General features: G+C 65.5%; 19 protein-coding genes. 10 read left to right on the top strand and 9 right to left on the bottom strand.

The window, feature by feature from the left end:
- Positions 1-104: 104 nt before the first annotated feature.
- The gene (locus tag U1H99_RS19195) at positions 105-419 is read left to right on the top strand and encodes a hypothetical protein (RefSeq protein ID WP_323143319.1); all 315 of its coding nucleotides are present in this window, start codon (positions 105-107) and stop codon (positions 417-419) included.
- A gap of 46 nt (positions 420-465) precedes the next feature.
- Positions 466-729, top strand: a complete 264-nt coding sequence (locus tag U1H99_RS19200) for a hypothetical protein (RefSeq protein ID WP_323143320.1) — start codon at positions 466-468, stop codon at positions 727-729.
- A gap of 109 nt (positions 730-838) precedes the next feature.
- Here U1H99_RS19200 and U1H99_RS19205 read toward each other — a convergent pair whose 3' ends face one another.
- From U1H99_RS19205 to U1H99_RS19215, 3 genes are all read right to left on the bottom strand, one after another.
- Positions 839-1216 (bottom strand): hypothetical protein, encoded by a 378-nt coding sequence (locus U1H99_RS19205; protein ID WP_323143321.1) that lies wholly within the window; start codon positions 1214-1216, stop codon positions 839-841.
- A 580-nt stretch (positions 1217-1796) separates the two neighbouring features.
- Entirely contained in the window at positions 1797-2003 is a 207-nt protein-coding gene (locus U1H99_RS19210) for a hypothetical protein (protein WP_323143322.1), read from the bottom strand.
- A 207-nt stretch (positions 2004-2210) separates the two neighbouring features.
- Positions 2211-3428, bottom strand: coding sequence for a LysR family transcriptional regulator (locus U1H99_RS19215; RefSeq protein ID WP_323143323.1), 1218 nt, complete (start codon positions 3426-3428; stop codon positions 2211-2213).
- Positions 3429-3566: 138 nt separating this feature from the next.
- On the opposite strand from U1H99_RS19215, the gene U1H99_RS19220 reads away from it, so the two are divergent.
- The 6 genes from U1H99_RS19220 to U1H99_RS19245 are packed head-to-tail and all read left to right on the top strand — an operon-like array spanning position 3567 to position 8861.
- Entirely contained in the window at positions 3567-4721 is a 1155-nt protein-coding gene (locus U1H99_RS19220; protein WP_323143324.1) for a 4-oxalomesaconate tautomerase, read from the top strand.
- Between the two features lie 8 nt (positions 4722-4729).
- Positions 4730-5755 carry an amidohydrolase family protein gene (locus tag U1H99_RS19225; RefSeq protein ID WP_323143715.1) on the top strand — a complete coding sequence of 342 codons (1026 nt, stop codon included), beginning with the start codon at positions 4730-4732 and terminating at the stop codon, positions 5753-5755.
- A gap of 15 nt (positions 5756-5770) precedes the next feature.
- On the top strand, positions 5771-6454 hold the full coding sequence (ligK, locus tag U1H99_RS19230; protein WP_323143716.1) for a 4-carboxy-4-hydroxy-2-oxoadipate aldolase/oxaloacetate decarboxylase: 684 nt from the start codon (positions 5771-5773) through the stop codon (positions 6452-6454).
- 16 nt (positions 6455-6470) lie between these two features.
- Positions 6471-7190: an alpha/beta fold hydrolase gene (locus U1H99_RS19235; protein ID WP_323143325.1), complete on the top strand. Its 720-nt coding sequence runs from the start codon at positions 6471-6473 to the stop codon at positions 7188-7190.
- Between the two features lie 4 nt (positions 7191-7194).
- Complete coding sequence (locus U1H99_RS19240; protein ID WP_323143326.1) at positions 7195-8421, top strand: gallate dioxygenase; 1227 nt, start codon at positions 7195-7197, stop codon at positions 8419-8421.
- A gap of 11 nt (positions 8422-8432) precedes the next feature.
- Complete coding sequence (locus tag U1H99_RS19245; protein WP_323143327.1) at positions 8433-8861, top strand: nuclear transport factor 2 family protein; 429 nt, start codon at positions 8433-8435, stop codon at positions 8859-8861.
- Positions 8862-8888: 27 nt separating this feature from the next.
- Here the strand turns inward: U1H99_RS19245 and glcF are convergent, their stop codons facing one another.
- Genes glcF through U1H99_RS19265 form a run of 4 tightly spaced genes read right to left on the bottom strand, consistent with a single transcriptional unit; the run spans position 8889 to position 14354 of the window.
- Complete coding sequence (gene glcF, locus U1H99_RS19250; RefSeq protein WP_323143328.1) at positions 8889-10115, bottom strand: glycolate oxidase subunit GlcF; 1227 nt, start codon at positions 10113-10115, stop codon at positions 8889-8891.
- 2 nt (positions 10116-10117) lie between these two features.
- Positions 10118-11188, bottom strand: coding sequence for a glycolate oxidase subunit GlcE (glcE, locus tag U1H99_RS19255; RefSeq protein ID WP_323143329.1), 1071 nt, complete (start codon positions 11186-11188; stop codon positions 10118-10120).
- A 1-nt stretch (position 11189) separates the two neighbouring features.
- The gene (locus tag U1H99_RS19260) at positions 11190-12677 is read right to left on the bottom strand and encodes an FAD-linked oxidase C-terminal domain-containing protein (RefSeq protein WP_323143330.1); all 1488 of its coding nucleotides are present in this window, start codon (positions 12675-12677) and stop codon (positions 11190-11192) included.
- A gap of 15 nt (positions 12678-12692) precedes the next feature.
- On the bottom strand, positions 12693-14354 hold the full coding sequence (locus U1H99_RS19265) for an L-lactate permease (protein WP_323143331.1): 1662 nt from the start codon (positions 14352-14354) through the stop codon (positions 12693-12695).
- A gap of 191 nt (positions 14355-14545) precedes the next feature.
- Between U1H99_RS19265 and U1H99_RS19270 the strand changes: the two genes are divergently transcribed.
- A complete protein-coding gene (locus tag U1H99_RS19270; RefSeq protein WP_323143332.1) occupies positions 14546-15265 on the top strand; it encodes a FadR/GntR family transcriptional regulator in 720 nt (239 codons plus the stop codon).
- Positions 15266-15650: 385 nt separating this feature from the next.
- On the opposite strand, the gene U1H99_RS19275 is transcribed toward U1H99_RS19270, so the two are convergent.
- Complete coding sequence (locus U1H99_RS19275) at positions 15651-16367, bottom strand: dienelactone hydrolase family protein (RefSeq protein ID WP_323143333.1); 717 nt, start codon at positions 16365-16367, stop codon at positions 15651-15653.
- Between the two features lie 119 nt (positions 16368-16486).
- On the opposite strand from U1H99_RS19275, the gene U1H99_RS19280 reads away from it, so the two are divergent.
- Complete coding sequence (locus tag U1H99_RS19280; protein WP_323143334.1) at positions 16487-18163, top strand: AMP-binding protein; 1677 nt, start codon at positions 16487-16489, stop codon at positions 18161-18163.
- On the opposite strand, the gene U1H99_RS19285 is transcribed toward U1H99_RS19280, so the two are convergent.
- Positions 18160-19257 (bottom strand): gluzincin family metallopeptidase, encoded by a 1098-nt coding sequence (locus tag U1H99_RS19285; RefSeq protein ID WP_323143335.1) that lies wholly within the window; start codon positions 19255-19257, stop codon positions 18160-18162. The genes U1H99_RS19280 and U1H99_RS19285 overlap by 4 nt on opposite strands.
- Between the last annotated feature and the right edge of the window lie 73 nt (positions 19258-19330).

Here is a 19330-nt window from a genome sequence, read left to right on the forward strand (position 1 = left end):
AACTTCGCACAGGGGGTAGCGCTCCGACAAGATCGCTACCGTACGCCAGTACTGTACATTTATACAGTATGATAGGCCCTGTCCGGTTATTGAAGAGAAGCAGCATGACGCAACAGCGCGCAGCCAACACGGATTACACCGCTGTTCCATTCGATTTTCCATACGAACCCGGCGGGTCGCACTGGCATCGCTGCGTGACTTGGAATATATGCGAGGAACTTGCACTGCACCTCGCAAGTGAGTGTGCTCAAGTGCAGATGGAGTCGGACCGGTCTGTCAGGCCGATCGACATCCTGCTGAAATCCTATCGTCTGGTCGAGGCGCTTGGATGGGGCGAACCACCTTTATTACGGTGGGTAATCCAGCGCGTCGCCGGCTTGCTGAACTGGCCGACGCCAGACATCGCCCGACAACCATGAGCAATGCATCAACTTGGTAACAAGTTTTATTCAAAGGAGATTAACGATGAACTTCGAACTGCATTTTCTGGAACACGACGTCTCGATTGCAGAGGACACATGGACCGCGCTAGTCACGACTGGTAGCGACACGACACTTGCGAATGTGCGGGCTACCGTCCTGGGCGTCCTGGAGCGCAACGGTGCCTTTACCGTCGAGGACAGCAATGACCAGGTCGTTCGCCGCATTGAGACGGCTGCTGAATTTGAAGGCTTCATGCAGGAAGTCGAGATGCAGCGCACGCAGTTTCAACAGGATCAGGCGCAATAAAATCCGGTGTGATATGGCGGCATGCCCGGTTCGAATTTCTGACCGGGCAGCTGGGAACTGCCCCGATAGACCGGCTTCGCAGCCTTGCCGACGTGGGCGGGTTTGGCCGTCAATAACAGGGCTCAACGATCCAATGCCCTGCATAAGGTCCACGATTTATGCTGATCACAAGGCCTGTTGAAGCAGACCTCACGATCGATATGCTGGTCTTGCCCACGTGGTAGGCTGCTTGAGTACCATCTATTCCTTGCTCACTATCTGCGGCTGTGGCTTGGGTAAAGCCGAAGGCTGCGAGAATCTGGCCATCATTCCAATGGGATGCCAGCTTGACCTTGGACCGCATTGCCGCCGCCAGCGCTTTAGCACTGTCGTCTGAATATGTTTCTCTATGAATGTCACGTGGCAAGCACTGGTGCGGATCCAGGCCCGCCGCGACTGTATTTCCACCCAAGGCCATGGCCAACAGCAGGAGCGCTGCACTTTTCATGAAGTTCCGTTCTTTGTCATAGGATCACACATGCCCGCTCCTGTTATCGTCCGTAGTAGCCAGTAATGCATCTTATCCAGGCATAAAGCACATCGACTGTCGCGATAGACTGCTACCGACCCGAAGCAAACGCTGGCCACCGTCTAGCGAGGGAAGTGCCAATCTCCAGTGAGTGATATTCCAATTGCTGCAGCATAGGCGTCTGCCGCACGCTGCGCCTCCTCGACACAGTCGGTGAAGAGTACCTCTTTGGCATTAATCTCGTGCCATGAATGGCTACGCGCTACTCCTCCAGCGTCCCGCCAGGCCACCCAAGCTTGAAACCGGAACCCATATGAGCCACCAGACTTTTCGTAAATCTCTGCGATTGCAGAAATGTCGTTCGCGGTGCGAATCAAAAAAACGTCGGAATCCGGCGAGTATGGACATTCCGGCGGCCGTTCCGGACTCAAAAACGAATCAAAGAGTTTATGAGTATTCATTAAAGTCGTCTCGGAATTGTCCAGATGCCTGTGTCCGCCCCTGGCCGGTTGCTGCCGTTCAACTGGTGCTGCTTCCGACCTTGGATTCACCAGTCGGCTCAAGACTTATCGACCTGAAAATGTTCATGGTAACGAGCCAAACCCTTACAGAGACTGGTGTCTTCGATTGAAGCTACATCACTCAAACCCGGCTCGCTAATTCGTGCAGCGTTGTAGATGAGCTGCCCCAGCCGCAAATCAGGCTCAATTGTCCAAATCTCTCGCAGCAGTTCGAGTACCTCGTTAATCCTGGCCGGATCGCGCATTGTGGACATTTCCTGAAGTATAAAGATCCAATGAGCAGCCGATAGCGGACAGCCAGTATGGCTCACTCTATAAGCTTGATACTGACAGGACAAGTTGCAACGCGTCAATGAGTTTCGGATCTTGTAGAATTTATTATTTTGTTTCCGATTTCCGATTGAACCATACACGATTCGAGTCTCCATGGCCGACACCGAATATGCTCCAATTTACTTATTGACTGACTGCACGGCGGCCGCCACATCGGTCAGCTCGGCCAGCAAGGCCTTGGCAGCCGGCGACAGGTGCGCGCCCGCGCGCGTGGTTACGCCGATCTGACGCTCGAGGCCGGGCGCATGAAACGGCAGCACGGCGAGCTGCCCCGCCTGGATCTCGTAATGGAGCTGATGCGGCGACAGCACCGTCAGCATGTCCGACGACAGCAGCAGGCCGCGCAGCAGCGCCAGGTCGCCGGTTTCGACGGCCGCCTGCGGTGGGGTCCGTCCGTGCTCGCGGTAGAACTGGTCAAGCGACTTGCGCAGCGGCGCGTCGGCGCGCGACAGCACCCAGGGATAGGACGCGAGGTCGTCGAAGGTCAGCACGAGCCTGCGGGCTAGCGGATGGTCGGCGCGGGCGATCACGGCGCTCGAGTCCTGCATCAAGACGGTGCGCTCCAGCTCCCTCCCCGCCGCCTGGCGCAGCGCGCCGATGACGAAGTCGACCCGCCCGCTCAGCAGGCCGGCCGCCAGTTCCTCGTACGGGCTTTCGAGCGAGCGCACGCGCACGCGCGGGTACTTCTTCACCAGGGCGGCAATCGCCGCCGGCAGCACCAGGGTGCGCGCCAGCGGCAGCGCGCCAACGGTGACCACGCCTTCGAGCACGCCGCTCAGTGCCGCCAGGTCGGCCAGGATGTGATCGAGTTCGACCAGCACCCGGTTGAAGCGCACGATCCAGCGGCTGCCCGCATCCGACGGCAGCATGCCGCGCGCGGTGCGCCGGAACAGGCCCTGGCCAAGGCCCTCCTCCAGCTTGGCCAGCGCCTGGCTGACCGCGGACTGCGACATGCCCATCGTGTGCGCCACGGTCGGCATGTGGTGCACGTCGGCCAGCATCGTCGCCACCTGCAGGCGGCGCTCGTTGAACAGCGCATCCATGCCGCTGACCAGGTAGCCTTCGCGCGCGCCGAGCCGGGCGGCGTCGTCGCGCACCTCGCGCAACTCGGCCTCGATGATCTGCGCACGCAGGCGCACCACCTCGCCGGCCGCGGTCAGCAGCATGCCCCTGCCCTTGCGTTCGAACAGTTGGGCGCCCAGGGATGCTTCCAGCGTGGCGACGGAGCGCGTGACCGCGCTCGAAGCCCGGTACAGCACATCGGCCGAGCGGCGGATGCCGCCGGTGCTAGCGACGAGTTGGAACGCGCGCAGATGATGAAGTTGAATGGCAGGCATGGACAGGAAGGATAGCGGTTCCGTCCGTACGCGGAACACCCGATAAGTATTTTCGAACAGTTTGCGCGCATAAGGCAACCCAGAAGCGGGTCCCGCGGCCGATACTGGCCATTATCCGAACTTGCTTACGATCCCGACATGCCCGACAAGCCCATTTACGAGGACGACAGCGACGACTATCGTCCCCTGCCCTGCACGCTGATGCGCGGCGGCACCTCCCGCGGCCCCTTCTTCCTGGCGTCCGACCTGCCGGCCGACGTCGCCCGCCGCGACCGGGTGCTGCTTGCCGTCGTGGGCTCGCCCGACAAGCGCCAGATCGACGGCCTGGGCGGCGCCCATCCGCTGACCAGCAAGGTCGGCATCGTCAGCCGCAGCGCCACGCCGGGCGTCGACCTGGATTTCCTGTTCGCGCAGCTGCAGCCCGGGTCCGACAAGGTCGACACCACCCCGAACTGCGGCAACATGCTGGCGGCGGTCCTGCCCTTCGCCATCGAGCGCGGCCTGGTGCAGGCAAGCGACGACAGCACCACCGCGCGCATCCTGACCTTGAACACCGGCATGCAGTGCGACGTCACCGTGCAGACGCCGGGCGGCCGCATGCGCTACGCCGGCGACACCCGTATCGACGGCGTCCCGGGCAGCGCGTCGCCGGTCAAGATCAACTTCCTCGACACCGCCGGCTCGGTCTGCCCGGCGCTGCTTCCGACCGGACACACGCTGGATCGGGTGTCGTACGCGACCCCCGACGGCGCCACGCGCGAGGTGGACGCTACCCTGATCGATAACGGCATGCCGATGGTGCTGGTGCGCGCGGCGGATTTCGGCATCAGCGGACGCGAGAGCGCGGCCGAGCTGAATGCAGACGCGGCGCTCAAGGCCAGGCTGGAAGCCCTGCGCCTGGCAGTCGGCCCGGCCATGGGCCTGGGCGACGTCGGCAGCAAGAACTACCCGAAGATGTGCCTGGTGTCCGCGCCCACGGCCGGCGGCACCGTGTCGACCCGCTGCTTCATCCCGCACGTGTGCCACGACGCCATCGGCGTGCTGGCGGCGGTGACCGTGGCCACGGCCTGCGTGCTGGAAGGCTCGGTGACCGAGGGGCTGGCCCGGGCCGGCAGCGGTGCGCAGCGCACCATCTCGTTGGAACACCCCACCGGCGAATTCAGCGTCGAGCTGGAACTCGACGCCCACGATCCACAAAAGGTCGCCAGCGCTGCCCTGCTGCGTACGGCGCGTCCCATCATGCGCGGCGAAGTCCTGGTGCCCGCTTCCCTCCTGAACGAGAACAGCCAATGAAGAAGCCCCTGATCATCGATTGCCACGGCCACTACACGACCGCGCCGAAGGCGCTGGAAGACTGGCGCAACCGGCAGATCGCCAACCTGAACACGCCGGAACGCGGTCCGCGTGCGTCCGACCTGAAGATCGGCGACGACGAACTGCGCGAGTCGATCGAAACCAACCAGCTGCGTTTGATGCGCGAGCGCGGTTCCGACCTGACGATCTTCTCGCCGCGCGCCAGCTTCATGGCCCACCACATCGGCAACTTCGAGACCAGCGCCACCTGGGCCGCCATCTGCAACGAACTGTGCTACCGCGTGTCCCAGCTGTTCCCCGACAACTTCATCGGCGCGGCCATGCTGCCGCAGTCGCCCGGCGTCGATCCGAAAACCTGCATTCCCGAGCTGGAGCGCTGCGTGAAGGAATACGGCATGGTCGGCATCAACCTGAACCCAGACCCGTCGGGCGGCCACTGGACCTCGCCGCCGCTGTCCGACCGCCACTGGTATCCGATCTACGAAAAGATGGTCGAGTATGACATCCCGGCAATGATCCACGTCTCGACCAGCTGCAACCCATGCTTCCACACCACCGGCGCCCACTACCTGAACGCCGACACCACCGCCTTCATGCAGTGCCTGACCAGCGACCTGTTCAAGGATTTTCCGACCTTGAAATTCCTGATCCCGCATGGCGGCGGTGCGGTGCCCTACCACTGGGGGCGCTTCCGCGGCCTGGCGCAGGAGATGAAGAAGCCGCTGCTGGAAGAACACCTCCTAAATAACATCTTCTTCGACACCTGCGTCTACCACCAGCCCGGCATCGACCTGCTCGCCAAGGTCATCCCGACCAAGAACGTGCTGTTCGCCTCGGAGATGATCGGCGCCGTGCGCGGCATCGATCCCGAGACCGGCCACTACTATGACGACACCAGGCGCTACATCGAGGCCGCCGCGCTCTCGGAGGAAGACCGCTTCCAGATTTTCGAAGGCAATGCACGCCGCGTCTTCACGCGCCTGGACGCTGCCTTGACCCAGAAAGGACGCTGAATGAGCACGCCCCTGATGAACCAGCTCGGCATCGTCAAGCGCAACATCGAGCGCGCCGATGCCGATGCCGTCGAACGCCTGGGCACACTGGGCAGCGCCACCGTGCACGAGGCGATGGGCCGAGTCGGCCTGTTCAAACCTTATATGCGTCCGATCCATGCCGGCGCCCAGGTCGGCGGCACCGCCGTCACCGTGCTGCTGCACCCGGGCGACAACTGGATGCTGCACGTGGCCGCCGAACAGATCCAGCCGGGCGACATCGTCGTCGCCGCGATCACGGCCGAGTGCACGGATGGTTACTTCGGCGACCTGCTCGCCACCAGCTTCATGGCACGCGGCGCCAGAGCCCTGGTCATCGACGCCGGCGTGCGCGACGTGCGCGTGCTGAAGGAGATGGGCTTCCCGGTGTGGAGCAAGGCGATCAGCGCCAAGGGCTGCATCAAGGCGACGCTGGGCTCGGTCAACATTCCGGTGATCTGCGCCGGCGCCCTGGTCAACCCGGGCGACGCGATCGTGGCCGACGACGATGGCGTGGTGGTGGTGCCGGCCGCGGACGCCGTGCGCGTGGCCGACGTCGCCCGGAAGCGCGAAGACCTGGAAGGCGAAAAGCGCGCCAAGCTGGCATCCGGCGTGCTCGGCCTCGACATGTACAGTATGCGCGAGCCGCTCGCCAGGGCCGGGCTGAAGTACATCGACTGACGGGATGGACGAGGCCATGAAAAAGGTCGTTTATCTGCTATGCGGACTGCTGTGCGACAGCGTCGTCTGGGATGCCCAGGCGCGAGCGCTGGGGGCGGCCTACGACGTGCGCGTGATCAGTTTCGAGGGCCTGGATTCGATGCAGGCCATGGCCGACAAGGTGCTGGCGGATGCACCGGCACGCTTCGCGCTGGCCGGCCACTCGATGGGGGGACGGGTGGCGCTGGAAGTCTATCGGCGCGCGCCGCAGCGCATCGAGCGGCTGGCGCTGCTGGACACCGGCTACGAGCCGGCGGCCCCCGGCGAAGCCGAAAAGCGCGCGGTGCTGGTCGACCAGGCGCAGCGGGAAGGGATCGGCGCGATCGCAGCAAGCTGGGGCTTGCCGATGCTGGCGCCGGCCAACCGCAAGGACCCGGCACTGGTGCAGGCGGTCGTCGCGATGGTGGGACGGATGTCGGGTCCGATCTACGCCGGCAAGACCCGGGCGCTGCTCGGACGCCCCGATGCGACCGACGTATTGCAGCGCATTGCCTGCCCGACCATGGTCATCTGCGGGGAGGAAGACGGCTGGAGTCCGCCGGAGCGTCACCAGCGCATGGCCGAGCTGATCCCCGGTGCGCAGCTGCGCCTGATCGACGGCGCCGGCCACATGGTCATGATGGAAGCACCCGGCGCGGTGCTGGGGGCGCTGCAGGAATGGCTGGCGCTGCCCCCGACAACCCACGAGGAGACATGATGTAATGGCCAAGATCATTGGCGGCATCGGGACCTCGCACGTCCCCACCATCGGACTGGCATACGACAGGAAGCGCCAGGACGACCCTGCCTGGGCACCGCTGTTCGCGGGCTACGAGCCCGTCGCGCAATGGCTGGAAGAACAGAAGCCGGACGTGCTGCTGTTCTTCTACAACGACCACGCGAACAGCTTCTTCTTCGACTGCTACCCGACCTTCGCGGTCGGCATCTCGCCGAATTTCGAGATGGCCGACGAAGGCGCCGGCCGCCGCCCGCTGCCCGACATCCAGGGCCATCCGCAACTGGCGATCCACGTGATGGAATCGCTGGTCAACGACGAATTCGACATGGCGGTGTTCCAGGACCGCCCGCTCGACCACGGCTGCAACTCGCCGCTGGCGCTGATGTGGCCGCACGAACCGGCCTGGCCCGGCGCCATCGTGCCGATCGCGATCAACGTGCTGCAGTACCCGCTGCCGACGGCCGCGCGCTGCTACAAGTTGGGCAAGGCGGTGCGGCGCGCCATCGAATCCTATCCGGAAGACCTGAAGGTGGCGATCGTCGGCACCGGCGGTCTGTCGCACCAGATCCACGGTGAACGCACCGGCTTCAACAACGTCGAGTGGGACGAGGAATTCCTGCGCCTGATCGTCGACGATCCCGAAAAACTGGCGCAAATGCGCCACGCCGAGCTGGTGGAACTGGGCGGCGCCGAAAGCGCCGAGGTCATCATGTGGCTGGCGATGCGCGGCGCCCTGAACGACAATATCCGCTGCATCCACCAGAACCACTACCTGGCCACCACCACCAACATGGCGGTCGCCGTCTACGAACAGGCCGGCGACGGCCAGGCGCCCGCCGCGCCGGTGCACGGCAATCCGCAGCTGGCGGGACTGGATGCGCTCGAAGGCACCTACCCGTTCGACCTGCACGCCAGCCTGCACGCGGCGCGCCTGAACCGCTTCTTCTGGCGCCATCGGGAGCCGGCCTTCCGCGCGCTGGTCGCGCGCGACCTGCACGCGGCCTTCGACGAACTGCAGCTGACCGAACAAGAGCGCGCCCTGGTGACCGGGCAGGACTGGCTGGGACTGATCCGCTATGGCGTGAGCTTCTTCGTGCTGGAAAAATTCGCGCGCGTCGTCAAGATGTCGAACCTGGCGGTCTACGCCAGCATGCGCGGCGAGACGCTGGAAGACTTCCTGAAAACCCGGCGCGTGCCGGAATCGGCGTAGGAACGATGAACATGCATAGCGACGACCACGCAGCCATCGAACGGGCCTGCAGCCGCCTGATCGCGCAGTACGCCTACCTGAACGACGGGCGCCGCTTCGAGGAACTGGCGGCGCTGTTCACGCCGGACGCCCTGCTGTTCCGGCATTCGGCGCCGGACACGGCGATTGCCGGCCACGACGACATCCTCGCCGCCTTCCGCAAGCGGCCGGCCGACATGATGACCTTCCACCTCTGCACCGACGTGATCGTCACCGTCGATGACGCCACGTCCGCGCATGCGCAGTCGCGCATCCTGCTGCTGTCCACGAAACGGCCGTCTGAGGAAGATGCGGCGCCGGGTCCCGCCGAGGCGCCGGTGCCCGGCGTCTTTCACGACAGGTTCAGCCTGACGGAAAGCGGCTGGAAATTCGCCGAGCGGCGCGGCTCGTTCTGGATCTGACCCGCGGACGGCGGTCACGGCCGGCGATCAAGCCAGCATCCGGTCGAGCAGCTCGATCCAGTGCTCCACCGGCCTGGCGGTGCCCGATTGCAGGTGGTTGATGCAGCCGACGTTGGCCGAGACGATGCGTTCCGGCCCGGTCGCTTCCAGCTTGGCCAGCTTGTCGTCGCGCAGCTGCGTAGCGATCTCCTTGTGCAGCACCGAATAGGTGCCGGCCGAACCGCAGCACAGGTGGCTGTCGGCGCACAGCCTGACGTCGACGCCGGCGGCAGTCAGCAGCGACTCGACCTTGCTGCGGATCTTCTGGCCGTGCTGCAGGCTGCACGGCGGGTGGTAGGCCACGCGTTGCGCCGTCTTGCGCCCGGCGAGCTTTTGCGTCAGGCGCGCCTCGAATTCCGGCAGCACTTCGCTGACGTCCTTGGCCGCGGCCGATATGCGCGCGGCCTTTTCCGCGTACGCCGGGTCGTCCGCCAGCAGGTGGCCGTACTCCTTGATCATCGAGCCGCAGCCGGAAGCGTTGATGACGATGGTGTCGACGCCCTGCTCCATCAACGGCCACCAGGCGTCGATGTTGCGGCGCATGTCGGCCAGGCCGCCGGGAGCGTCGTTCATGTGCCAGCGGATCGCGCCGCAGCAGCCGGCCCGCTTGGCGGTCAAGAGCTGCACGCCGGCCGCGTCGAACACGCGCGCGGTCGCCGCATTGATGTTGGGCGACATCGCCGGCTGCACGCAGCCTTCCAGCATCAGCATCTTGCGTGCATGCTGCGTCGTCGGCCAGGCGCCGGCCGGCTGCGGCGCCGGCACCTTGTCCTTCAGGGCCTGCGGCAGCAGGGCGCGCACCGCCTGCCCGGTCTTCATCGCCGGCGCAAACAGCCACTGGCGCGGCAGGGTCTCCTTGAGCACCGTGCGCAGCAGGCGCTGGGCCGGCGGCCGCGGCACCTGCGCCTCGACCACGCGGCGGCCGATGTCGGCCAGGCGCCCGTACTGCACGCCCGACGGGCAGGTCGATTCGCAGTTGCGGCAGGTCAGGCAGCGGTCCAGGTGGACCTGGGTGGCGCGAGTCGCCGGTTTCCCCTCGAGCACCTGCTTGATCAGGTAGATACGGCCGCGCGGGCCGTCCAGTTCGTCGCCGAGCAACTGGTAAGTCGGGCAGGTGGCGGTGCAGAAGCCGCAGTGCACGCATTTGCGCAGGATGGCATCGGCCTCGATGCCGTCGCGCGTATCGCGGATGAAATCGGCAAGATTGGTTTGCATGGTTAGAACTCCCTGTACATGCGGCCGCGGTTGAACACGCCGGCCGGATCGAATGCATCCTTCAGCTGTTTATGGATCGTACGGACCGCAGGCGCCAGCGGATGAAACACGCCGGCATCCCTGGCCCCGCCACGGAACAGCGTCGCATGGCCGCCGGCCTGGCTCGCCGCGGCGCGGATCGTGGCGGCATCGGCATCGGTGAGCAGCCAGCGCTGGGCGCCGCCCCACTCGATCAGCTGCGTGCCGGGCAGCGCCAGCGGCGCCGCGCTCGACGGCAGCGACAGGCGCCACAGGCCGTTCGAATGCTGCCGCGCCTCGGCAAAGAAGGCATTGTCCTGCTCGCGCAGCGAGCGCCAGCAGGCGTCGGCCTCGTCGATCACTTCGCCGCCGAGGCGCGCGCGCGCCGCGTCGACCGCCGAGCGGGCACCCGACAGGCGCACGGCCAGCACGCCGTCGACCCAGGCCGAGGCCGAGATCGGCAACGGCTGCCCGCCCCATTCGTTGAGGCGGCGCAGCGCCTCGTCCTGGTGCATTTCCAGCCGCAGGCTCAGCTCGGCCACCGGCTTGGGCAGCACCTTGAGCGCGACCTCGGCGATCAGGCCGAACATGCCGAGCGACCCGGTCAGCAGGCGCGACACGTCGTAGCCGGCGACGTTCTTCATCACCTTGCCGCCGAAGCGCAGCAGTTCGCCGCGGCCGTTCATGAGCGCGGCGCCGAGCACGAAGTCGCGCACGCTGCCGGCCGCCTGGCGGCGCGGGCCGGACAGCCCGGCCGACACCATGCCGCCGAGCGTGGCGCCTGGGCCGAAGTGCGGCGGCTCGAAGGCCAGCATCTGGCCGTGCGGCGTCAGGTGCTCTTCGATCTCGGCCAGCGGCGTGCCGCAGCGCGCCGTGATCACCAGTTCGGTCGGCTCATAGTCGGTGATGCCGCGGTAGACGGTGGTGTCGAGCAGCGTGCCGTGCAGGTCCTGTCCGTACCAGTCCTTGCTGCCGCCGCCGCGGATGCGCAGTGATGCGCCGCTGGCGGAGGCTTCGGCGATCTGGTCGGAGAATCGTTGTAATGTGGTGTCCATGTCAAAAACGCGGCAGGTTGGGGAATTTCATCTGGCCCTGGTGGACGTGCATGCGGCCGTATTCGGCGCAGCGGCGCAACGTCGGGATGGCCTTGTCGGGATTGAGGATGCCGGCCGGGTCGAAGGCGCGCTTGACGGCGAAGAACATGTCGAGTTCGTCGCGCGAGAACTGCACGCACATCGAGTTGATCTTCTCGATGCCGACGCCGTGCTCGCCCGTGATCGTGCCGCCGACTTCGACGCACAGTTCGAGGATGTCGGCGCCGAACTGTTCGGCGGCGTGGAATTCGCCCGGCGCGTTGGCGTCGAACATGATCAGGGGGTGCAGGTTGCCGTCGCCCGCATGGAACACGTTGGCGCAGCGCAGGCCGTACTGCTGCTCCATCTGTTCGATCCGCTGCAGCACATGGGCCAGGTGCTTGCGCGGGATGGTGCCGTCCATGCAGTAGTAATCCGGCGAGATGCGGCCGACCGCCGGGAAGGCGTTCTTGCGGCCGGACCAGAAGCGCAGGCGCTCGGCTTCGTCGCCCGACACCGCGATCGCGGTCGCGCCGCATTCGCGCAGCACCTCGTCCATGCGCGCGATCTCTTCGTTCACTTCTTCGGCGATGCCGTCCGATTCGCACAGCAGGACGGCGGCGGCATCCGTGTCGTAGCCGGCACGGACGAATTCCTCGGCTACCTTCGTGGACAGCCGGTCCATCATTTCCAGCCCGGCCGGGATGATGCCGGCGGCGATGACGCGCGCCACCGCGTCGCCGGCCTTGACGACGTCGTCGAACGAGGCCATCACCACGCGCGCCACGCGCGGCTTCGGCACCAGCTTGACCGTCACTTCGGTGACCACGCCGAGCATGCCCTCGGAGCCGATGACCACGGCCAGCAGGTCGAGCCCCGGGGCGTCGAGCGTCTCGCCGCCCAGCTCGACGATCTCGCCGTCGGTCGTCACCATCCGTACCCGCAGCACGTTGTGCACGGTGAGGCCGTATTTCAGGCAGTGCACGCCGCCCGAATTCTCGGCCACGTTGCCGCCGATGGTGCAGGCGATCTGGGACGACGGGTCCGGCGCGTAGTACAGGCCATGCGGCGCCGCCGCTTCCGAGATCGCCAGGTTGCGCACCCCCGGCTGGACCACGGCGATGCGGGCGTTCGGATCGAGCTTCACGATCTTGTTCAGGCGCGCGGTCGACAGCACGACGCCGCCGGCGATCGGCATGGCGCCGCCGGAGAGGCCGGTGCCGGCGCCGCGCGGCACGATCGCCAGGTTCAGGCGGCGGCACACGCCGATCGCCGCCACGATCTGCGCTTCGTTTTCCGGCAACAGCACGATCATCGGCATCTGGCGGTACGCGGCCAGGCCGTCGCATTCGTAGGCGCGCAGTTCCTCTTCGTCGGCGCGGATCACGCGGTCGGGCAGCACGGCACGCAGGGCCGCCAGCGCTTCCCGATGGGGAACGGCATGGGTGTCGGCGGAAACGGGAGCGTTCATTTTTTCATCCTCGAGTTAATTGGAGACCATCAGGGTGAAGGGCCAGACGTAGGCTTGCAGGGTCACCAGTATGCCCACCAGCGCCGCCAGGGCCAGCGAATGGAAGAACACGAAGCGCAGGATGTCGCCTTCGTGGTTCACCCAGCGCGTGGCGGTGGAGGCGACGACGATGGACTGGGCGTCGATCATCTTGCCCATCACGCCGCCCGAGCTGTTGGCGGCGCCCATCAGGTTCACCGGCAGGTCGAGCTGCTGCGCGGCGACCCGCTGCATGCCGCCGAACAGCACGTTGGAAGCGGTGTCGGATCCGGTCATCGCCACGCCCAGCCAGCCCATCAGCGTGCCGAAGAAGGGATACAGCGCGCCGCTGTTGGCGAAGGCCAGGCCGAGCGTCGTGTCGGAGCCCGAATAGCGGGTCAGCGTGCCCAGCGCCAGCATCAGCACGATGGTCAGCAGCGAATAGCGCACCAGCCACACGGTGCGGAAGAAGGCGCTCACGATCTGCACCGGGTTGAACTTCATGAACAGCGCGCCGACGATGGCCGACAGCAGGATCGCGGTGCCGGTCGCCGACAGCAGGTTGAGCGTATAAACAGCGGTTTCCGGATGCGGCGTGGGCACCACCGGCGGCACGCGGATGATCAGGTTGTGCAGGCCGTCCATCGGGAACTTGGGCGCGAACAGGCTGTTCAGGAAATCCTTCACCGGCGGCAGGCCCCAGATGAAGACGAACACGGTCAGGATCAGCCAGGGCATCCAGGCGCGTACCAGTTCGGCGCGCGAATAGGTCTCGACCGCGGCCGGCGCCTCTTGCGCGGCATTGCTGGTGTCGCGCCCGCGCATCGTCGTCGAGGTCCAGATCGTCTTCGGCTGCCACACGCGCAGGAACAGGATCAGGCAGGTCATCGAGACCAGCGCCGCCACGATCGCCACCAGTTCCGGACCGACGAAATTCGACATCAGGTATTGCGGGATCGCGAACGACACCGCGGTCACCAGGATCGCAGGCCAGATTTCCATCATGGCCTTGCGGCCGGCAAAGGCCCAGATCAGCCAGAACGGCACCAGCAGGCAGAACACCGTCAACTGGCGGCCGATGACCGCGGTCAGCGGCAGCAGGTCGTAGCCGTGCACCTTGGCCAGCGTGATCACGGGCGTGCCGAGCGCGCCAAAGGCCACCGGCGCGGTGTTGGCGATCAGCGACAGGCCGGACGCCGCCAGCGGCGAGAAGCCGAGGCCGATCAGCACGCCGGCCGTGACCGCCACCGGCGTGCCGAAGCCGGCCGCGCCTTCGAAAAAGGCGCCGAAACAGAACGCGATCAGCAGCAGCTGCAGACGGCGGTCGCCGGTGATGCCCGACAGCGACGCCTGCAGCACCTTGAAGCTGCCGTTCTGTACGCACAACTGTTGGAGGAAAATGATATTGAGCACAATCCAACCGATCGGCAACAAGCCCGTGAACCCACCCAGCAACGCCGCCCTGCCCGCCATCCCGGCCGGCATCTGGTACGCGAACACGGCCACCAGCAGCGCCGCCGCCAGCCCGAGGGCGGCCGCCACATGCGCTTTGATGTGCAGGAAGCCGAGCGCGACCAGCATCACCACCACCGGTATCGCTGCCAGCAGTGACGATGTAAGCATACTGCGGAATGGATCATAAATTTGTTGCCATGCCATATGTGTCTCCTCATTTTTATTGAATAAGTCTGTCGGGCAGAGCTTCGGAGGACACAGCCAGGGGGATATGGCACAGGCCGGCAGTCACCGGCAAGGTGTCCGATTTTTGTTTTTCTTTAAGTTTGTAAATATTTGCGCTATTCTCGTAACAAAACAAACTGGTTGGGCCAGATGAAGGAGAACTACACGGAATGCCAAAAAGCCAACAACGCGGCCGCGTCGCCGAACTGATCGCCAAACTCGAAGACACGCTGCTCGACGGCAGCGCGCCGGCCAACACCCAGCTCGCGTCGGAGCGCGAGCTCGCAGAACGCCACGGGGTGTCGCGCAACACGGTGCGAGAGGCGATCAGGCAACTGGAGGCGCGCGGCCTCATCCAGATCAAGCCGCGCAGCGGCATCTTCGTGTCGGACCGCATGCGCACCGGCGCTGCGCCATCGCCCTGGGCGCACCTGATATCGAGCAGCCCGGCGCGGCACCAGGACATGCTCGAATTCCGCCGCGTGCTAGAGGGGGCGACCGCGTATTTCGCGGCGCTGCGCTGCAGCGACGAGGACCGCGCGCGCATCAGCGACGCGATGGACAGGCTCGAACATGCGCGCCAGGTCGGCGACGTCGCCGGCGAGTCGCGCATCGACGTCGAACTGCACGAAGCGATCGCGCTCGCCTCGGGCAACAGCATGTTCCTGCACCTGCACGGCAGCATCACCAAGATGCTGCGCGAGCACATCATCCTGAACGTCGATGGCTTGCGCGAAATCGACCGCTCCCTGTCCGACCTGCTCCTGATGCAGCACCGCACGATCTGCGACGCGATCTGCGAACGCCGTCCGGAAGAAGCCCGCACGGCGATGCAGGCGCATATCGACTACGTACGCTACAAGCTGTCGGACGACGACGCGCACGCGTGAGCGATTCTGGTTGGACCAGGCTCCATGCGGGGTGAGGTGTCATGCGTGCAGACACAGGCGGCGGTGGCGCCTGGCTGATGACGCGAGGAAAGACATTCGAATTCTGAATCGCGGGCATCACCAACAAACATTGGACGGTTGGTGTGCCGGGCGCCATACTGCACCTGTCTCCTCTATTCTCCTCAAAAAAGGATAGATTCAGCCCGCTTCCGAGCGGGCTTTTTTTTGCCTGCTCGGGATGGCCCGGCGCGCACGGCCTTCCACAGGCGTCGAGGGCAGCATTGCGCTGCCAGCCTGCATGCAAATTTTCCTACGTTTGTCCTGAGTAAGAAGGCGCGTGGCTGAAACGCCGCGCGCCCGTCATCGCCCATTCAGGCGTTGTGCCTCAGGCCGCGTTTTTCCACAAGGTGCGGCCGAAGAAGGTCAGCGTGCGGTCCCACGCCACCTGCGCCCAAGCCGGGTCGTACTGGGTGCCGGCGATGCGGCCGGCGCCGACGGCTTCCTCGTTGGCGAAGGCATGATGCGCCAGGTAGCGGTGCGGCTCGTAGTCGACGTTGGCGGCGGCCAGCTTCTTGTCGAGTTCGTCGATGGTGGCGATCGGGAAGAACGCGTCCTGGGTACCCCAGTGGGCCTGCAGCGGCGCCGTGATCTTGCCGGCGTCGATATAGTCGAGCGGCGGGCAGCCGTACCAGACCACGGCGGCCGACAGGTCGGACAATTGCGAGGCCGCCAGCAGCGTCAGTGCGCCGCCCATGCAGAAGCCGGTCACGGCGACGGCCGGCGCCCGCTCCTTCAGGTAGGCGACGGCGCCGCGGATGTCCTGGCTGACGGCATCGCCGAAGTTCAGGTTGTCCATCAGGTGATGGGCTTCCTCCTCTTCCACCGTCATCTTGCCGCGGTAGAGGTCGGGCACCAGGGCCAAATAGCCGGCCAGGGCCAGGCGGTCGGCGACACCGCGGATCTGGTCGTTCAGTCCCCACCACTCCTGGATGACGACGACGGCGGGTGCGCCTTCGAGCTTCTCCGGCTGGGCCAGATAGCCTTGCACTTCCTGGCCGTCCGGACGCTTGTAAGTGACCATCGATGATTGAATTTGTTTCATGATTTTGTTTGTCGAGTCGAAAAGGTTTTAACATTCTACTCGTCCGGGAATCTGGACGTCCTGTCAATACAGTATTCTGTGCCGGGTACGCCCTCGAACGACAATAACGGAGACCTCCTATGGAACAGCAAGCGAGCTACGTGCACGGCGCGCACGACATACCGCTCATCGGACAGGCAATCGGCCCCTACTTAACATCCATCGCGGCGCAATACGGCGACAGCGACGCGCTCGTCGTGCCCTACCAGGGTATCCGCTGGACCTACCGCGAATTCGACGACAAAGTGACCTGGCTGGCCGCGGCCCTGCTGTCGCTGGGGCTCGAACCCGGTGCACGGGTCGGCATCTGGGCGCAGAACTGCGCGGAATGGGTGCTGGTGCAGTTCGCCACCGCGCGCGCCGGCCTGATCATGGTGAACATCAATCCGGCCTACCGCCGTGCCGAACTCGAATACGTGCTCGACAAGGTGCAATGCAGTGCGCTGATCCTGGCGCCCGCCTTCAAGTCCAGCAATTACATCGAAATGCTGCAGGACGTGGCGCCGGAAATCCGCGATGCCGCGCCGGGCGCGTTGCGGTCGGCACGCCTGCCGCATCTGCGCCATGTGATCCGCCTGGGCGCCGAGCGTACGCCCGGGATGCTGAATTTCGATAGCCTGCTGGTGGCGCCGGGCGCCGCCCTGCTCGATCGCCTGGCCCAGGTCGAGGCGCGCGTGCAGTTCGACGATCCGGTGAATATCCAGTTCACCTCCGGCACCACGGGCGCACCCAAGGGCGCTACGCTCAGCCACCACAATATCCTCAACAACGGCTTCTTCATCGGCGAGGCGATGAAGCTAAGCAGCCGCGACCGGCTCTGCATCCCGGTGCCGCTGTATCACTGCTTCGGCATGGTGCTGGGCAACCTGGCGTGCGTGACCCACGGCGCCGCGATGGTGTATCCCGGCGAAGGCTTCGATCCGCAAGCCGTGCTGCGGACGGTCCAGGCGGAACGCTGCACGGCGCTGCACGGCGTGCCGACCATGTTCATCGCGATCCTCGACCAGCCGGATTTCGCCGGCTATGACCTGTCGACGCTGCGCACCGGGATCATGGCGGGATCGCCCTGCCCGGCCGAGGTGATGAGCCGTGTGATCGAGAAGATGCACATGCACGAGATTACGATCGCGTACGGCATGACCGAGACCTCGCCGGTGTCGTTCCAGAGTTCGGTCGACGACCCGGTCGCACTGCGCGTCACGACCATCGGCCGCGTCCATCCGCACCTCGAAGTGAAGATCGTCGATGCCGAGGGCCGCATCGTGCCGCGCGGCGTCAAGGGGGAGCTGCTGACGCGCGGCTATTCGGTGATGCTGGGGTATTGGGGCGACGACGACAAGACCCTGGAAACGATCGATCGCAGCCGCTGGATGCATACCGGCGACCTGGCGGTCATCGACGAGAACGGGTTTGCCGCCATCGTCGGGCGCAGCAAGGACATGGTGATCCGGGGTGGGGAAAACATCTATCCGCGCGAGATCGAGGAATTCCTGTACCGGCATCCCAAGGTGCTGGACGTGCAGTGCGTCGGGGTACCGGACAGTAAATATGGGGAAGAGCTGTGCGCCTGCATTATATTGCGGCCCGGGGCGCTTGCGGACGAAGCCGAAATCCGCACCTTTTGCCAGGGGCAGATCGCGCACTACAAGGTGCCGCGCTATATCCGCTTCGTATCGGGGTTTCCCATGACGGTGACCGGCAAGATCCAGAAGTACCTGCTGCGCGAGCAGCTGGCGAGCGATCTCGGCCTGGACTAGGCGCCGGCGTGCAAGGCCTCGTACAGGGGCCGCTTTTCCTGGTAGGCCGTACCGCGCAGCTGCCAGAATTGTCGTCCCTGTAGCGAGTCCAGGAAGGCACGCCGCCGCTGGATCCGTTCGCTGCCGACGGCGCTTTTCGAGATCAGGTAGCGTATTTCCCCGTTCGGTCCCAGGATGACGGTGGTGCCGCCGACGAGTGCGTAGTCCGCCTTGCCGGCCCCCGGCTGCATCATCACCTGCTGGGTAATCTCCGCAACCAGGTCGTTGACGATCTGGCCATCCGGACCGGCACGGCGGGCGATCCGGACCGACGCCACCACCGGCAGCTCGGCCCTGCCGCCCAGTGCCTCGGCTTCGCTGCCGGACAGCAGGCCGAATTCCTGCAGGTGCTCGGGCCGGGTGGCGAATTCGCCCAGGGCCCTCGCCTGCCGGGTCAGTTCGGCCGGCGCCGCGCCGCAGGCCATGTCGCAATCGAACACCAGGTGCGCCGCGTCCAGCGCGATCACGGGCGGCATCACGCGCCGCGGGGCGCGCCACAGCAGCGCATCCTCGGCCAGCGTGGGCACGTGGCGCGGATAGATCGCGCGCCTGGAAAAGGCGTCGATCAAGGCCTCGCGGTATCCCCAGGGGTCATCCGGGACCAGGTCGTAGTCTGCCGTGACCAGGGCGCGCAGGAATTCACCGAGGGTAATGTCCACCGGCGGGCAATAGTCGACGGCCCGGATCATCAGCGCCTGGAAATGGCCGGCCAGCGAGCTGGCCGCATGCGCCAGGAATTCGGTCAGGTCGGCCGGCAGCTCGCCCGGCGGGTATATCCCGGTGCCGTTGCCGTTCTGCTGGGGATCCTGGCTGTCGACCTTGAACAGGCTGCCGTCGGGCCCCGGCGCCAGCGGCTCGTAAGGCACATTGATCAGGGTCACCGCCGCTTCCATCCGCGAGGCGGCGGGATCGCTGGTATATACCTTCAATGGGCGGTACAAGGGGTCGCCTGCCTTGCGCGCGAACGGCCTGGCGACGGCGCGCGTGACCGAAGCGGCCACCTGGAAGCGCACGCCCAGCCCGTCGCGCTCGGCGCTGGGCGCTGGGCGGACCATGCACGGGCGGCGGCAAAGCGCCCGTGCCATCGCGGCTTTGCGCCTGCGCAGCCGTGGCCTGCGGGGTGGAGCT

The sequence above is a fragment of the Massilia phyllosphaerae genome, from assembly GCF_034659755.1.
GTDB lineage: Bacteria > Pseudomonadota > Gammaproteobacteria > Burkholderiales > Burkholderiaceae_D > Telluria > Telluria phyllosphaerae.

Coding starts and splice junctions, on each gene's coding strand:
- ligK (WP_323143716.1), top strand. CDS start 5,771: ATGAACCAGCTCGGCATCGTCAAGCGCAACATCGAGCGCGCCGATGCC.
- U1H99_RS19210 (WP_323143322.1), bottom strand. CDS start 2,003: ATGCGCGATCCGGCCAGGATTAACGAGGTACTCGAACTGCTGCGAGAG.
- U1H99_RS19260 (WP_323143330.1), bottom strand. CDS start 12,677: ATGAACGCTCCCGTTTCCGCCGACACCCATGCCGTTCCCCATCGGGAA.
- U1H99_RS19220 (WP_323143324.1), top strand. CDS start 3,567: ATGCCCGACAAGCCCATTTACGAGGACGACAGCGACGACTATCGTCCC.
- U1H99_RS19205 (WP_323143321.1), bottom strand. CDS start 1,216: ATGAAAAGTGCAGCGCTCCTGCTGTTGGCCATGGCCTTGGGTGGAAAT.
- U1H99_RS19265 (WP_323143331.1), bottom strand. CDS start 14,354: ATGGCATGGCAACAAATTTATGATCCATTCCGCAGTATGCTTACATCG.
- U1H99_RS19200 (WP_323143320.1), top strand. CDS start 466: ATGAACTTCGAACTGCATTTTCTGGAACACGACGTCTCGATTGCAGAG.
- U1H99_RS19270 (WP_323143332.1), top strand. CDS start 14,546: ATGCCAAAAAGCCAACAACGCGGCCGCGTCGCCGAACTGATCGCCAAA.
- U1H99_RS19245 (WP_323143327.1), top strand. CDS start 8,433: ATGCATAGCGACGACCACGCAGCCATCGAACGGGCCTGCAGCCGCCTG.
- U1H99_RS19275 (WP_323143333.1), bottom strand. CDS start 16,367: ATGAAACAAATTCAATCATCGATGGTCACTTACAAGCGTCCGGACGGC.
- glcF (WP_323143328.1), bottom strand. CDS start 10,115: ATGCAAACCAATCTTGCCGATTTCATCCGCGATACGCGCGACGGCATC.
- U1H99_RS19280 (WP_323143334.1), top strand. CDS start 16,487: ATGGAACAGCAAGCGAGCTACGTGCACGGCGCGCACGACATACCGCTC.
- U1H99_RS19215 (WP_323143323.1), bottom strand. CDS start 3,428: ATGCCTGCCATTCAACTTCATCATCTGCGCGCGTTCCAACTCGTCGCT.
- U1H99_RS19240 (WP_323143326.1), top strand. CDS start 7,195: ATGGCCAAGATCATTGGCGGCATCGGGACCTCGCACGTCCCCACCATC.
- U1H99_RS19235 (WP_323143325.1), top strand. CDS start 6,471: ATGAAAAAGGTCGTTTATCTGCTATGCGGACTGCTGTGCGACAGCGTC.
- U1H99_RS19195 (WP_323143319.1), top strand. CDS start 105: ATGACGCAACAGCGCGCAGCCAACACGGATTACACCGCTGTTCCATTC.
- glcE (WP_323143329.1), bottom strand. CDS start 11,188: ATGGACACCACATTACAACGATTCTCCGACCAGATCGCCGAAGCCTCC.
- U1H99_RS19285 (WP_323143335.1), bottom strand. CDS start 19,257: ATGGTCCGCCCAGCGCCCAGCGCCGAGCGCGACGGGCTGGGCGTGCGC.